This window comes from Pseudomonas sp. S2_E02 (assembly GCF_054668355.1).
The window spans coordinates 3,231,460-3,247,778 of sequence record NZ_CP162761.1; the positions used below are offsets into that span (position 1 = coordinate 3,231,460).

General features: G+C 58.7%; 10 protein-coding genes. 4 read left to right on the forward strand and 6 right to left on the reverse strand.

The annotated features are described in order from the left end of the window. The 4 genes from ptsP to treP all read right to left on the reverse strand — a co-directional run bounded on the left by ptsP (position 1) and on the right by treP (position 7,103). A complete protein-coding gene (ptsP, locus tag AB4O01_RS14410) occupies positions 1–2,529 on the reverse strand; it encodes a phosphoenolpyruvate--protein phosphotransferase (RefSeq protein WP_460092175.1) in 2,529 nt (842 codons plus the stop codon). Between the two features lie 62 nt (positions 2,530–2,591). Then, positions 2,592–3,815 (reverse strand): maltoporin, encoded by a 1,224-nt coding sequence (locus tag AB4O01_RS14415; RefSeq protein ID WP_116255140.1) that lies wholly within the window; start codon positions 3,813–3,815, stop codon positions 2,592–2,594. A 105-nt stretch (positions 3,816–3,920) separates the two neighbouring features. Continuing rightward, positions 3,921–5,570 carry an alpha,alpha-phosphotrehalase gene (gene treC, locus AB4O01_RS14420; protein WP_460092177.1) on the reverse strand — a complete coding sequence of 550 codons (1,650 nt, stop codon included), beginning with the start codon at positions 5,568–5,570 and terminating at the stop codon, positions 3,921–3,923. A gap of 90 nt (positions 5,571–5,660) precedes the next feature. After that, a complete protein-coding gene (gene treP, locus AB4O01_RS14425) occupies positions 5,661–7,103 on the reverse strand; it encodes a PTS system trehalose-specific EIIBC component (RefSeq protein WP_257356055.1) in 1,443 nt (480 codons plus the stop codon). Positions 7,104–7,338: 235 nt separating this feature from the next. On the opposite strand from treP, the gene treR reads away from it, so the two are divergent. Beyond that, a complete protein-coding gene (gene treR / locus AB4O01_RS14430; protein WP_034156275.1) occupies positions 7,339–8,043 on the forward strand; it encodes a trehalose operon repressor in 705 nt (234 codons plus the stop codon). Positions 8,044–8,144: 101 nt separating this feature from the next. Then, positions 8,145–11,231 (forward strand): membrane-targeted effector domain-containing toxin, encoded by a 3,087-nt coding sequence (locus AB4O01_RS14435; RefSeq protein WP_460092179.1) that lies wholly within the window; start codon positions 8,145–8,147, stop codon positions 11,229–11,231. Positions 11,232–11,393: 162 nt separating this feature from the next. Here AB4O01_RS14435 and AB4O01_RS14440 read toward each other — a convergent pair whose 3' ends face one another. Next, entirely contained in the window at positions 11,394–11,717 is a 324-nt protein-coding gene (locus AB4O01_RS14440; RefSeq protein ID WP_460092333.1) for a hypothetical protein, read from the reverse strand. Between AB4O01_RS14440 and AB4O01_RS14445 the strand changes: the two genes are divergently transcribed. After that, complete coding sequence (locus AB4O01_RS14445) at positions 11,616–13,448, forward strand: dermonecrotic toxin domain-containing protein (protein WP_460092272.1); 1,833 nt, start codon at positions 11,616–11,618, stop codon at positions 13,446–13,448. The genes AB4O01_RS14440 and AB4O01_RS14445 overlap by 102 nt on opposite strands. Before the next feature lie 44 nt (positions 13,449–13,492). Then, complete coding sequence (locus tag AB4O01_RS14450; RefSeq protein WP_460092181.1) at positions 13,493–14,626, forward strand: membrane-targeted effector domain-containing toxin; 1,134 nt, start codon at positions 13,493–13,495, stop codon at positions 14,624–14,626. A 76-nt stretch (positions 14,627–14,702) separates the two neighbouring features. On the opposite strand, the gene guaA is transcribed toward AB4O01_RS14450, so the two are convergent. After that, complete coding sequence (guaA, locus tag AB4O01_RS14455; RefSeq protein WP_093430638.1) at positions 14,703–16,280, reverse strand: glutamine-hydrolyzing GMP synthase; 1,578 nt, start codon at positions 16,278–16,280, stop codon at positions 14,703–14,705. Positions 16,281–16,319: the final 39 nt, after the last annotated feature.

Genomic DNA, 16,319 nt, shown 5'->3' on the forward strand with positions numbered 1-16,319 from the left:
TCAGTTCTCCAGAACCCGTAAAGTATCGACGGTTGCCTCGTGAAAGAGCTGCAACGCCTCGCGCACCTGCCCGGCACTTTCCAGCCCCAGCACCTGTTGGGCGATGATCTGACAATCGGCCAGCTCGAGTTCGCGCGCCGTCGCCTTGACCGGTGCAATCATCGGCACGCTCACCGACAGTTCATCCACGCCCAACCCCAGCAACAACGGCACCGCCAGACGTTCCGAGGCCATTGCCCCGCAGACTCCGACCCATTTGCCATGGGCGTGCGCGGCCTTCACAGTCATGGCGATCAGGCGCAATACCGAGGGATGAAAACTGTCCGCCTGACTGGCCAGACGCGGGTGATCGCGATCCATCGCCAGGGTGTATTGCGTCAGGTCATTGGTGCCGATCGAGAAAAAATCCACCAGCGGCGCAAACAGGTCCGCCATCAGCGCCGCGGCCGGCACCTCGATCATGATCCCCAGTTTCGGCCGTTGCGTTAGCCCCAGCGCGAGGATTTCCTCGTCGAGCATTTGCCGCGCCAGACGCAGCTCCGACAGTTGCGTGACCATCGGCAACATGATGTGCAAACGTGTCAGCTCGCAGCAGCCGAGCATGGCCCGGAACTGCTCACGCAATAACTGCGGGCGCTCCAGGCACAAACGAATGCCGCGCACGCCAAGGAACGGGTTGGTTTCGCTGTCCATCGGCACGTAGGCCAGCGGTTTGTCACCACCGACATCAAGGGTGCGCACCACCAGATTGTGCGCAGGTCCCACGCAGCGAGCGATGGCGCTGTAGGTCGCAGCCTGTTCGTCATGGCTCGGCGCATGATTACGGCCCAGGTAGAGAAACTCCGAACGCAGCAGGCCGACACCCGCACCGCCAAGGGCCATGGCCTGCTCGGTTTCCGCTAACGAGGCGACGTTGGCCGACACCTCGACGTGATGGCCGTCACGGGTCCGCGCCGCGAGCGATGCACTGGCCAACTCATGCTCATGGCGTTGACGCTGTTGCGCGTGCCGCGCCTGCCATTGACTGACGGCCGCAGGATCGGGACGCACATGCAATTCGCCCTTGTCGGCATCGAGCAACACCGGGGTGCCGTTGCTCAACGCCAACATCTGCACCGGCACCCCACAGATCGACGGCAGACCACAAGCGCGCGCAAGAATCGCCACGTGACTGGTTGCGCCGCCGCCGACCGTGGCAAAACCCAGCACCTTGCTGGTATCGATGCCGGCGGTCTGCGACGGGGTCAGTTGATCGGCAATCAGAATGCTTCCATGCGGCAGCTCCATCGCCTGCTCGCCAATCCCCAGCAATAGCTTGAGCACGCGGCGCCCGACATCGGTCAGGTCCGCCGCCCGTTCAGCCAGCAACGCACTGCCCAGTTGGCGAAACATCGCCGCGGTTTCTTCAGTGGCTGCGCGCCAGGCAAACGCTGCGCTTTTGCCCTCGCTGATCAATGCCTGGGCCTGATCGAGCAGCCCCGGATCTTCGAGCAGTTCCTGATGCGCCTTGAAGATCTCGGCCTCGGCCTCGCCAGCGGCGGTGTCGCGCAAATGCTGCAAGGCCAGATCGGCTTCGATCAGGGCATTGGCGAGGGCCTCGCGCTCGCCGTCTGCGCCGCCGCCAAACTCGCTGACGTCGAACACCGGCTCGCTGATCTGCACCACTTGGCCCAACGCCGAACCGGGTGACGCGCAGACGCCACGCAGCAGGGTCAGAACCTCGGTTTCAACCAGCTCGACTGGCGCCACCGCCGTCACCGCTTCACCGCAGCCTTCAATCAGTAATCGAGTCAGCGCATCGATTGCCGCGTCAGCATCTTCGCCCACCGCGCTGACCTGCACGCTGTCGCCGCACGCGGTCTGCAACGCCATGATCGCCACCAGGGATTTGGCGTTGGCCTGAGCCTGCTGTTTATGCAGGTAAATCTTTGCCGCGAAGCCCTTTGCCGCTTGCGCGAACACCGCTGCCGGGCGCGCGTGCAATCCGTTGGGATTGGGCAGTTTCAACGTTTGAGAGAACACGGCCTGACCTTCTGCCGCGCCAGCATCCACGCCACAAGCCTGAGTACGGGCGAGTTCAAGCAACGGCTGAGCGGTTTCGACCCATCCGCTCGACGCGACCCGCCAGGTGAACGGTTCTCCGCTAATCACCAGCATCAATGTCATCAGGCTGCGCGCATGCCGGGCAATGTAATCGGCGTCGAACTCGATCAACGCTTGTCCGGCGGCAACCCGTTGCCCCTCTTCAACCAGGCGGGTGAAGCCTTGTCCGCCGAGGTTCACGGTATCAAGGCCAATGTGCATCAACACTTGTACGCCATGGTCATCGGTGATGCTCACGGCATGCCCGCTGGCCTGCACGTTACTGATGACGCCGGCCATGGGCGCACACAGGGTCGATGAAGTCGGGTCGATGCACAGACCGTCGCCGATCACGCGCCCGGAAAACACCGGATCGGGCACCTGCTCAAGCGCGATCAGGACACCGGACAAGGGAGCCAGCAATTGCAATGGTTGGGGTGTGGCCATGACGTCACCTGCAGTTTTGTTCTTTGAAGTGCCCATGGAGCGCGACGCTCCATCAGCATCGCTTATTTCCACCAGTATTCGACCTGCAATCCGACATTCGCACCGTGGCGAGCGCTACCGAAGGCGCCGGTGTCGGAGAGTGCCGAGCCTTTGGCCAGTTCGTTGGCCGCCCGTTTGGCCGCCTCGTTCCAGGTGGCGTACGTGTAATACAGCCGCACCTCGGGACGCGCCCAGAACTCCGGGCCTTTGGGCGACCAGGTCGGGGCAAACGTGAATTTGCTCAGTTTGCGCGTGCCACCCGGGGCTTCGACTTGATCGTGGCCCAGTTCGGTGACCAATTTGAAGTGTTCGCTGAGCGCATAGGCGGGACGCACACCCAGGGAGATCCAGTTCTGGTCGACACCGTCCGGGCGAATGTCTTTCTGGTACACCGCCGCGATCTGGCCACCGAAACGCGGCGTCACTTGCCAGTCGAAAAACTCGACGATCCGGTAACTCTTGTTGCTGTCGTCCAGTTTGACGTTGCCGGTATAACCCAGCCCGGTGCCCGGCCCTTCACCGTATTGCAGCGCCAGTTTGTTTTTGCCGCCGAGAAAATCCGTCTGCACATGTTGCGTGGTGATCGCCCAGCCCCGGTGGGCATCGCGGCTGTCGGGTTTGTCGATATAACTCAAGCCGAACTCCAGCTCACCGCCAGGATTGGTCTTGAAACCGGCGACGTTGAAGTCGTGCCGATTGATGTAGTCCTTCTGGTACAGGTTGTCCTTGCGCGAGAAGGCATAGCTGTATTTCAGATCGCCGATCAACACGTCTTCGACCCCGCCCCCCGTGGCGCTCTGGTTCCAGTAGTAGAAGTCGGAAATATGGATGTCATTGCGCTTGTAGTAACGGCGTCCGGCCCACAATGAACCACCGTTGAGCGCGGGCATCGCCGACCACTGTGCGTAGGCCTGCGGCAAGCGGATCGAACCATTGTCGTCTTTGAACGTGGGGCTGCGGTCGTAGCGGTTATACAGCGAGGCCATGCCGTCGACACTCAGTACCGAACCGTCGTCGAGGGTGTACAGGTCCTGCCGCAACTCGAGTTCGCCGTACTGCTCGCATTCGTTACCCAAGCGATATTTGGTCTGCGCACCCGGTAACTGGAAGCACGACTGACCGCTGCTGTTGACTGACGTGCCGACACCGCTGCGCAGGTAACCGCCAAACTCCAGCGCTTGTGACGTTGGCGGTAAGGCCAGGCAAAAACCTGCGACTGCAAGGCTGCGATTTATTGTTGTTTTCATAAGCCACCCCATTGTTTTTATTGTCTGGTTGCATGAATTCGGCGCGCAGAAATCTCCCGCGCAGTGCTCTGCGTGTTTTCTGAACGTTGTTTTTTTAGTTAAAGGTCAGGGATCGATCAGGTGCAGGACGAAGGACTCGTAAGGTCGCAACGTCACCTGGCGCTTGCGCAACGGGCCGTCCGGATAGTTGCTGATCAACTGGCGCTGGCTCATCGATTCACTGATGACCGTCGCCGGTAATTCCACTTCACAGGTTGTCCCATAGAAGTTGTTCACCACCAACAAACGCTCGGCGTCACCTTCACGCACATACGCCCAGACCTGCGGATGTTCGGGCAGCAATTGTTGGTACAGCCCATCGGTGATCAGCGATTCGCGGCGGCGCAGCGCGATCAGACGGCGGTAGTGATGCAACACCGAGTCCGGGTCGTCGAGCTGGTTTGCGACGTTGATCTGCGCAGCATTGGCCGGCACTCCGATCCACGGTTCGGCACGGCTGAAACCGGCGTTTGGCCCGGCGTCCCAGTGCATCGGCGTGCGCCCGTTATCCCGGGATTTCTGCATAATCGCTGCCATGTTGTCGGCATCGCTGCTGCCAGCCTCGCGCTTGAGGCGAAAAATATTGAGCGTCTCGACATCGCGATAATGCTCGATCGATTCGAACCCCGGATTGGTCATGCCCAACTCTTCGCCCTGATACACGAACGGCGTGCCCTGCAGAAAGTGCAGTGCGGTGCCGAGCATCTTCGCCGAGCATTCGCGGTACTCGCCGTCGTTGCCGAAGCGCGAGACCACGCGCGGCTGATCGTGGTTGCACCAGAACAGCGCGTTCCAGCCGCCCCCCGCCTGCATGCCGGTCTGCCAGTCGGACAGAATTTTCTTTAGCTGAAGGAAATCGAAGTCGGCGCGCACCCACTTCTGCAGGTTTGGATAATCGACTTTCAGGTGATGAAAGTTGAAGGTCATCGACAACTCTTTCGACTGCGGATTCGAATAGCGAATGCAGTGTTCGAGGCTGGTCGATGACATCTCGCCGACATTGATCAGGTCGTGCCCTTCGAAGACTTCGCGGTGCATCTGCTGCAAGTACGCGTGGACATTCGGCCCGTCGGTATAAAAGCGTCGGCCATCGCTGTCGTCTTCGGGGAAGTCCGCAGGCTTGGAGATCAGATTGATCACGTCCAGGCGAAAGCCGCCGACGCCCTTGTCTCGCCAGAATTGCATCATCCGGAACACTTCAGCGCGCACCTTGGGATTGTCCCAATTCAGGTCGGCCTGGGTGTGGTCGAACAGGTGCAGGTAATACTGACCGGTCTGGGCTTCGTACTCCCAGGCGGAACCGCCGAACTTGGATTCCCAGTTGTTCGGCTGATCACGCCAGATGTAGAAGTCACGGTAAGGATTGTCGAGGCTGCTGCGCGCCTGTTGAAACCAGACGTGTTCGATCGAGGTGTGATTGACCACGATGTCGAGCATCAGCTTGATCCCGCGCTTGCCCGCCTCGGCGATCAGCAATTCGCAGTCGGCCATGCTGCCGTAGCTCGGGTCGATGGCGTAGTAATCGCTGATGTCATAGCCGTTATCGCGTTGCGGCGAACGCAGAAATGGCGTTATCCATAAACAGTCGACGCCCAGCCACTTCAGGTAATCGAGTTTGGCGACGATACCGAGCAGATCACCCGTCGGGTTACCGGCGTGACTATGAAAACTCTTCGGATAGATCTGGTAGATCACCGAACGCTGCCAGTCTTGCATGGCACAACTCCTTCAATAAGTCCGTGCGGCTCGCGCCCAGATTGAAATGCAATCAACTGTGGGAGCGAGCCTGCTCGCGAAAGCGATTGTTCAGGCAACCCGATAACCGGGCCGGACAATCTTCATGCTCAATGCACAGGTCAGAACAAACGGCACGAGCATGGCAATCAGCATCCCCAGCACAAACATCGGGATGTACTGCGGAATGATCGAGATGAAACCCGGCAGTCCACCGACGCCGATGGCCGAGGCCTGAACCTTGTTCAGCGACAGGAACACGCAGCCCAGTGCCGAACCGGTCAGCGCGGCATAAAACGGAAACTTGTAGCGCAGGTTGACGCCGAACATCGCCGGCTCGGTGATACCGAAGTAGGCGGAGATTGCCGAAGTCGACGCCATGCTCTTGTCCCGAGCATTACGGGTCATCCAGAACACCGCCAGGGCGGCACTGCCCTGAGCAAGGTTGGACATGACGATCATCGGCCAGATGAAGGTACCGCCCTGGGTCGAGATCAATTGCAGGTCGACCGCGAGAAACATGTGGTGCATGCCGGTGATCACCAGCGGCGCATACAGCAGACCGAAAATCGCGCCACCCACCATGGGTGCCAGGTCAAACAGCATGACCAGCCCTTCGGTGATGAAGATGCCGATGTGGCGGGTCACCGGGCCAATCACGGCCAGCGCCAGTACGCCGGTAACGACGATGGTGGTGATCGGTACCACGAGTAACTGAATGGCGTTGGGCACGCGCGCGCGCAGCCATTGCTCGATGACGCTCATTACGTAAGCGGCCAGCAGAATCGGCAGGATCTGCCCCTGATAGCCGACCTTTTCCACCTGAAACAACCCGAGAATATCGAAGTACGGCAGATGCTGCCCGTCCAGCCCGGCCACGGCCTTGCCGTAGTTCCAGGCGTTAAGCAGATCCGGGTGCACCAGCATCAGACCGAGGACGATGCCGAGGATCTCGCTGCCGCCAAAGCGCTTGGCCGCCGACCAGCCCACCAGCGCTGGCAGAAACACGAACGAGGTGTTGGCCATCAGATTGATCAGGCTCCACAGCCCATCGAGTTTCGGGTAGGCATCGAGCAGGGTCTGCCCGTCGATGAACATGCCTTTGGCACCCAGCAGATTGTTGATGCCCATCAGCAGGCCGGCAATGATCAGCGCCGGCAGAATCGGCATGAACACGTCAGAAAACACCCGCACCAGACGCTGCATGGCGTTGATCTTTTCAGTGCTTTTCTGTTTGACGTCAGCGATCGTCGACGCCGCGAGACCGGTCTGACGACGCAGTTCGGCATAGACCTTTTCCACTTCGCCCGGACCGATCACCACCTGATACAGGCCACCGGTAAAGAACGAGCCTTTGACCAGGTCTATCTGGTTGAGCATGGCACTGTCGACCAGGCCCGGATCTTTCAGGGCCAGCCGCAACCGCGTGACGCAATGGGCGGCCTGTTCGAGGTTGTCGCTGCCGCCGAGGCTTTGCAGCAATTGCCTGGCGATGTTCGGATAGTCGTGGCTCATGCTAGTTCTTCCGCTATGGATTGTTGTTATTGGCAGCACGCCGAAGCGAAAAATACTCGTCTGTACGAGTTAATGCAACAACTCGTACAGACGAGTTTGTTTATGTATGTTCCTGCCAGACCGAAGGCGAATTTTCCTACCCCGCCTTAGGGTGATTTCCATCGCCCACATGGACAAAGCCCTACCCTGGCCTTAAGGTTCGAAGCTTTGAGCACAGTCGGCACCGAGCCTACCCATGAGCAAATACAACCAGATCTATAGCGATCTGCTGGCCAGCATCACGACTGAACGCCTGGAGCGCGGCGCCCGCCTGCCTTCCGAAACCGAACTGATGGACAGCTATCAGGCCAGCCGAGGCACGGTGCGCAAAGCCATTGAACTGCTTCAGGAACGCGGCTTTGCGCAGAAAATCCACGGCAAGGGCACCTTTGTGCTGTCGACCAACCCGATCGAGTTTCAGCTCGGCGGCATCGTCAGTTTCCAGGAAACCTATCCGCGCCTGGGCAACGATGTCAGCACCGAAGTGGTCGAGCTGAGCCAGATCCCGCTCGAAGGCGCCCTGCTCGAACACATCCATGCCGAACCCGGCAGCCTCATCACCCGAATCAAACGTGTGCGGCGGATCGACGGTAAACGCGTGATCCTCGACATCAACCACTTCGTCAGCGAAGTGATTCCCGGCCTGTCCCTCGACATCGCCGAGCAATCGATCTACGCCCATATCGAGCAGACCCTGCAGCTACAGATTGCCTACGCCCAACGCACCATCGAAGCGGTGCCGCGCAGCAAGGATGATCAACTGCACCTGGACCTCGATGGCCAGAGCCATGTGATCGTGGTCAGCAACCAGACCTTCCTCCAGGACGGGCGTCAGTTCGAGTACACCGAATCCCGCCACACCCTCGACAAATTCTACTTTTCCGACGTGGCACGGCGCTGACCCCGACACGTTTCCAACGATCATGTGCGGTACATATGTAGTGCACTCCCCTTGAGCGAATCGGCCATGCTCGGCCTTCATTTCTCAAGGATGGAGAAAGCATGTACGCCACCCAACAAAGCCTTCTGCCTAACGCGGCAGACAAGGCGGCTCTGAAGCGAATCGCCTATACCGTCGTGCACAATTGCCCCGGACTGCAGGACGCTGCCCATGAAGCCGCCCGTGATCTGCTGGAAGCAAAAGGCCTGTCAAGCCTCGACCCGGATGAGGTTTATTTCCATCGCTTCAAGACGGCCCAGAGCAGCACTCGCTCGTTTACCGGCTGGGAGCACATCCGCGAGAAACCCTACGAATCGATGACCCTGACACAGCTGGTCATTCATCGTTTTCGTGCCACCGACCAGGACAACGCCGACCTGCTCGATCTGTACGGTGGCTTCTACAGCGAAGGTCCGCATGGCGAAAATTTCGACGAAAAAAACCAGGTGTGCCTGCACGGCAACGAGGTCCTGAAGGTGTTCTGGAACCTCGATTTCAGTGGGCACTACAGCGCCACGCTGACGGACTTCTGGAACAGCCACGGCGAGGATTTCCGCACCTTGGCCAAGTGCAATTTCCTCAACCGTGCAGTGCAGGCGCTGGACCTTGGGCAACTCACCCGCAGTGACTTTCAATGGCTGGTGGACACAGTGGTGGGACCGGTCAGCTGGCCGGTCAACCTGAGCATGTTGCAAGCAAGCCACACAACAACGGGGAATGTGTTCGCCTTCGACATTGACGGGCATATCTCCACGCAATTGCTGCGTATCGTCGATTCTGCCGGTCGGCAGATTATCTATCTGCCGAGTGAGACTGCAGCGTTCGTGGTCAAGGAAACGCCGGCAGACCTGCATTGGTGGGTTCTGGATCAACTGAACGACGCCAAACGCCGCGCGACCTTCCTGGAGCACTTTGCCCTCGCCGATCGTCAGCACATGAGCGAGAACATGCCCGATCTGATGAATCGCTTGGTGGCCACCTGGGGCCGGGCCGACCATCACCTGATCAACCGCACAAACCAGGAACTGAGCGATGATGCATTCAGTTGGCTGCGTGACTCGACACGTCAGGCGATGTTTGCTGAAGCCCACCTGTCCCTGACGTCCAATGGCGATCTGCGCAAGAAACTGTGGATCGGCTATCTGAGTGCGGGCCTCAAGGTATTTGCTCCGATGGCCACTGTCGGTTGGCCGCTGGCGTTACCGGTGATTGGCGCCACCCTTGCCAGCATGGGTCTGAATATCGATCAGGCGCAAAACGGCAAGACAAGGGCCGAACGCAAGGCCGGCGTGCTGGGTGCGGTTTTGAGTGGTATCAATCTGTTATTCAACCTTCCATTGCTGATCGGCACCGGGCCGATGCTGGAGGTTGGCGCCGAGGTCGAGGCGGCAGAAGCCGCCGAGATGGCTGAGTACAGCGAAGCCTTGAATGCCTCTGTCGAAGCCGATTACCAAGAGCCGATCATGCTGCCGGACGATGCCGACATCACCCTGCCAAATATCGATGAAACGACGCTAATTCCGGCGCAAAACGCCCTACCGCCTCCGGTGCCCGAACGCTACCAATGCAACGAGTTGCTTGATGGCACAGCGCTCGGCGAAGAGTCGGGGAAATTCCAGGGTGTCTACCGCCTCGACTCGGATCCGCCCTATGCCATTCTGATGAATGACACGCCGTACTATGTGCGCTACTTCGCCAACGCTCACGGCAGCGGCGACTGGGCGATCGTCGACCCTGAGCGCCCAAACCAGCTTGTGCACGCGCTGCCTGTCCGTCTCAATGGCGAAGGAGAATGGGAGCGCATGCCAGCCTTGGGTCTCAAGGGTGGCGGCCAGTGCATGGGCAAACAATGCACTCCGGATCTCGAGCTCGACACCTTCGAACCTGCCTCGCCCGAAACGCCCGTGCAACCGGCAGAAGAACCGCAACCCTCGACATCGAGGCCCCCACGCCCGGTGACCAGTGCCTTTGACATCGAACCGTCGGTACGCCGTTCGATAAAAGCCTGGGCGTTGAACCTCAACGAAACCCATGCCCGGTTGCAACCCGACGGTGCCGGCGGTTTCGCCATGGACGATCCGTTCGAGTTGTATGCCGCCGGCAAACGCCAACTTCTGCAAAGTTCGGCCCGAAGCTTTTTCAAGAACCTGCCGTGGGTCATTCAGCCTGCGCGCCCGGTCATACCCGAGATCAACCGGCTGATGCCACTGACCGATCTTTTCGATGGCGTTTTTGAAAGTGCCTCCGGGCTGGTGGTCGGAGAAACCCTCGATCGCATTGCCAGCATGGGTTTTCTGATTGAAAACATGCCGGCGCTGGCCCGACACGTGAAAACCCTTTATCTGCGCGGCCTGCTCAGTGACTTCGCTCAAGTGGAACTGAACCGCTACTTCACCAGCGGCAATATGACTGCGGATTTACACACTTACCTGAACAGCCTGGGCACCGATCCCGCCGGGCGATTCAACCCGCTGGAACTGGTCCAGGTCGCGCGAGCGAACGGGGTTCGGGTCCAGGCGATCGACTGCGCCGCCAGCTACAAAATGAAAACACCGCTGCCCTCCGTCGACGAGCAAATGATGAACACCTTCCTGACCAACGACATCATGACCGGTGACGTCTACCTCAACAGCCCGGGAAAATGGATCGTAGTAACCGATGCTAACAGCACCAATACCTTCAGAGGACTGCTGGGCATCAGTGAACTGAAGGGGGGAATAGGCTTGCGAATCGATGAAGTCGGCGCCGGTGAAGAGCTGGGCGTGGATGTCGATCCGGGTATTGAAGTACCACGCGGCAGCTCGCCCGGCGGCACTGTCAGACAAGGAAATCCAGACTTTCTGCGCGCCGATCTGCGCTTGAAAATGCCCGCACCCGAGGTGACCTGGACCGAAGAAACGCTGGAGAATCTGTTGTACAGGCGCGGCATGTATCTGTTCGAAAAAACAGGTGAGCGCTACACGCTGATCCACCGCAGCAAACAAGGCATGCTGCAACGCACACCGATCACTCGATCGAGTGACGGCAAGGTCTCCCTCCACCGACCTGCGTGGCAGCGGGTGAATGACATCGCATTCGCCAACCTGAAGGACATGTCTCAACGGTTGTCCGATACCGGGCTGATATTGCGTAGCCGGATCCCTGATTGAGGCTCTCCGGTTAAAACTGAGCAAGGAAGGCCCGACAACGAAAAATGCCAGTCAGCAAAACTGACTGGCATTTTTTATCAACCTTCCTCTGCACTTGCGAATCCAGCTAGCGGCTGGATAACGCCAGACAAGCCATCCTCCCCCATCACACCTACTCGATTATCAATAGGGGAACAATATGCGGTAGCCGGGTAGTGCACTGCCCTTGAGCGAATCGGTCATGCTCAGTCTTTGTTTCTCAAGGATGAAGAACGCATGACCTCCCCCGAACGACGTCTCCTGCCAAACGCTGAGGACAAAACCGCCCTCAAAGCCATTGCTGCGACGATCGTGCAGACCTGCCCGAGTCTGCTCGACGCTGCCCATCAAGTTGCCAACGAAATACTGGCGGACAACGGACTGTCCGGCCTCGATTCCGACCGTGTTTACTTCCACCGTTTCAAAACGGCGCAGAGCAGCACGCTGACCTTCACGGGTTGGGAACATTTGCTGGAAAAACCTTACGAAACGCTCACCCTCACACAGTTGGTGATCCATCGCTTTCGCGCGACTGATCAAGACAACGCAGATCTGCTTGGTCTTTACTGCGGGTTCTACTCGGATGGCCCGGAGGCGGAAAACTTCAATCAGAGCAATGAAGTCCGGTTGCTGGGCAGTGATGTGCTGAAGGCGTTCTGGGACGTCGACTTCAGCGCGCGCTACATAGGCCAACTGACGACTTTCTGGCAAACCTCGTCGGATAACTTCCGAGCCCTGGCAAAGTGCAACTTTCTCAGCCTGGCGGTGCAGGCGCTGCAACAGGGTGACCTTGACGGAACTGACTTTCAGCGCGTCGTCGACTCGGTAATCGGGCCCGTTACCTGGCCCGTTACCTTGCCAATGCTGCAAGCGTTACACCCGGTAGGTGCTGAAGTGCGGGCGCTGGATCTCGATGGCCACGTAGCTTCCAATGCACTGCGTCTGGTGGAAGACAGTGGCCGCCAGACCCTTTACTTGCCAGGTGAATCCCAGACATTCCTCTTGATGGAGAATGAAGCGGATCTGCATTGGTGGATGCTGGAGCAGATGAATTCAGAGGACAAGCGCACGGCTCTTCTCAAGCATTTCCCGCTGGCTGACCGCAATCACTTGACCGAAAACCTCACCGATCTGATGAACCGCCTGGTGAGCACTTGGGGTCACAGCGATCATCAAATGATCAATCGCAGCAACGTCGCGATCAGCGGTGACGCATTCACTTGGTTGAGCGAGTCGACACGTACGGCCATGGTTGCCGAGGCGCACCTTGTACTCACTTCCAACAGTCAATTGCGCAAAAAACTCTGGATCGGTTATTTGAGTGCCGGTCTGAAAGTATTCGGCCCGATGGCAGCGGTGGGCTGGCCTTTGGCGTTGCCTTTGATTGGCGCCAGCATCGCGAACATGGGATTGAACATTGATCAGGCCATCAACGGCACTACGCTAACCGAACGCAAAGCCGGTGTTACCGGAGCAGTGCTCAATGCGATCGACATTGTGTTCAACATTCCGTTTCTGATCAGCACGGGCGCGCAACTTGAAGTGGGCCCGCAGGTGGAGTTTGCCGAAGCGCAAGAAATGCTCGGGTTGGTCGAGTTCACTGCGCCTGACGCACCCTTCTTGCCGCCTGTGGATCAACCGCCAGTCGCGACGATTGATCCACAGGCGACCGTCGAGCTGGCAAACGAAATTGCCACCGGGACCACCATCGCATCCACCCGGCAGTTGGCCACGCCGGCTGCGCGCCAAGGTTGGTCTGTTCCAAAGATTCCTGCCAAATATCGATGCAACGAGCTACTTGCCCAGCGTTCTGCAGAGGCAGCTCCAGGCAAGTATGAGGGCATTTACCGCCTGGACAAGGAGCCGGGCTATGCCATCGAAATGGAGGGTGCGGCTTACTACGTGCGCTACTTTGCCGACTCCGAAGACACTGGCCACTGGGCCATCGTCAATCCCGAGCGACCCAATCAGTTCGCTTACTCGTTGCCAGTACGCTTGAGTAGTAGCGGCAAGTGGGAACGCATACCCGCGTTGCGCCTCAGGGGAGGCGGCCAATGCCTGGGCAAGGCCTGTTTACTGGGCATTGATCTGCCCTCGTCCTCATCCTCGGCCCCAGCCTCATCAACCCCGTCAGCGGAGCTTCCCTCGTTGAACCGGTTTCACCGGTTGCGCGACCACTGCGTCTGGTTACTCCCCTGAACGACATCGTAGGAATGGACATTGCGAAAATGAAAAGATGGGCAATGAACCTGCCCGAGACTTTCGACGAGTTCTCCAGTGCAAACCGCGGTCATCCATCCACTGCCGAAACGTATGAGGCTTATTTCCGCGACAGACGCACATCCCTGCTAAACAAGGCCAAAGAGTATTACTCGGAGATGAACTGGACCAACCTGCCCGCACGGCCAGTCATCCCGAAAATCGATCCCGAGATGCAGACGGCTGAGTTGATTGATCGCATCTTTGCCAATACCGATGGACTGGTCGTCGGCGAAACCCTTGATCGCATCGCCAGCATGCGGTTCATGATCGAAAACATGCCAGCGTTCGCACGGCATATCGACACACTGTACGTACGTGGTTTGCTGAATGATTTTGCCCAGGCAGATCTCAACGACTTTTACCTGTCGGGAGAGATGTCAGAGGATCTTCGCGGCTACTTGTCCGGCCTGAGTACCGACCCTGATGACCGATTCAACATGCTCGAACTGATCAAGGCTGCCCAGGCCAATGGCATCCGCAGCCATGGTCTTGAAGTCGCACACAGTTACAAACTGAAAATACCGCTGACTTCGATCGAAGAGCAGATGATCCACGCCCGGCTCGCCTCTCAAATCATGTGGGGTGACGAGCTCCTCAACAGACCCGGAAAATGGGTTGCCCTGGTCGAGGCAACGAACACCAACGCTTTCAGAAATCTGCCAGGCATAAGCGAACTCAGGGGCGGCATCGGTTTACGCATTGAAGAAGCGGTGCCCAGCGAAGTGCCCGGCGTCAGTCTCGACCCGGGACTGAAAGTCACTCGGGGCCCGTTTGATAACGGGGCAACGACGCGCAACTCATCCGATATCCTATTCGCCGATCTGCGCTTGCAGATCGAAACACCTGTGCCGCAATGGACTGAGGCAACAGAGAACACACTCCTCAATCGCAACGGCATGTTCATACTCAAAAAAATGCAAAACACCTACATGCTCGTGCGTCGCGACAGCTCCAGCAATATCGTTCGAACAGTAGTAAATTGCAGGAATGGTCAGTTTTACATCTGGGCACAGTCGATGCCCCGGATCAGCGGCATCATGTTCCGTAACCTCGGCGCTTTATCCCAGCGCCTGATAGAGATCGGCTTGACCCTGCAAAGTCGCTTACCCAACTAACCCGTTTTCAAGGCATGAAACGAAAAAACCCTTGGCTTCAGGCCAAGGGTTTTTCGTTAATCAACGGGTAGTGAGATCATTCCCACTCAATCGTCGCCGGCGGCTTGCTCGACACGTCGTAAGTGACGCGGGAGATGCCTTCGATTTCATTGATGATGCGGCCGGAAACGGTTTCCAGCAGTTCGTAAGGCAGGTGAGCCCAACGCGCGGTCATGAAGTCGATGGTTTCTACGGCACGCAGGGCCACGACCCAGGCGTAACGACGGCCATCGCCGACCACGCCAACCGATTTCACTGGCTGGAACACGACGAACGCCTGGCTGACCTTGTGGTACCAGTCAGCTTTGCGCAGTTCTTCGATGAAGATGTGGTCAGCGCGACGCAGCAGGTCGGCGTATTCCTTCTTCACTTCACCGAGGATGCGCACGCCCAGGCCCGGGCCCGGGAACGGGTGACGGTAGACCATGTCGTACGGCAGGCCCAGCTCCAGGCCCAGACGACGGACTTCGTCCTTGAACAGTTCGCGCAGTGGCTCGACCAGTTTCAGGTTCATCTCTTCCGGCAGGCCGCCCACGTTGTGGTGCGACTTGATCACATGGGCCTTGCCGCTTTTCGCGCCAGCCGACTCGATCACGTCCGGGTAGATGGTGCCCTGAGCGAGGTACTTGATGTTTTCCAGTTTGTTCGACTGGGCATCGAAGACGTCGATGAAGGTGCGACCGATGATCTTGCGCTTCTTTTCCGGGTCAGCTTCGCCGGCCAGGTTGTTGAGGAACTGCTCCTCAGCGTTGGCGCGGATCACCTTGACGCCCATGTTCTCGGCGAACATGGCCATCACTTGCTCGCCTTCGTGCAGACGCAGCAGGCCGTTGTCGACGAAGACGCAGGTCAGTTGGTCGCCGATGGCTTTGTGCAGCAGCGCGGCAACCACCGAGGAGTCAACGCCGCCGGACAGGCCCAGCAATACGTTGTCGGTGCCGACTTGGGCGCGGATGTTGGCGATGGCGTCTTCAGCGATCTTCGACGGCGTCCATAGGGCTTCACAGCCGCAGATGTCGAGGACGAAGCGCGACAGGATACGACCGCCCTGCTTGGTGTGGGTCACTTCCGGGTGGAACTGCACGCCGTAGTAGCCACGGTCGTCGTTGAACATGCCGGCGATCGGGCAGCTTGGGGTGCTGGCGAGGATGTGGAAGTCTTCCGGCATCTTGGTGACTTTGTCACCGTGGCTCATCCATACGTCGAGGCCGAACAGGCCGTCAGCGTCGATGTGGTCTTCAATGCCGTCGAGCAGGCGGCTCTTGCCGACCACGTCAACGCGGGCGTAACCGAACTCACGCAGCTCGGAGCCTTCAACCTTGCCGCCCAGTTGCTCGGCCATGGTCTGCATGCCGTAGCAGATACCAAAGACCGGTACGCCCAGGTCAAATACTGCCTGTGGGCAACGCGGGCTGTCGGCGACGTGCACGGACTCGGGGCCGCCGGCGAGGATGACGCCTTTAGGAGCGAATTCGCGGATCGCATCTTCGTCCATGTCGAACGGGTGCAGTTCGCAGTACACACCGATTTCGCGCACGCGGCGGGCGATCAGTTGGGTGTATTGCGAGCCGAAGTCGAGGATCAGGATGCGGTGAGCGTGAATATCGAGGGCCATGATTCAGTCTCGTCTAAGTCGTTCAGAAACAGTCGTGAT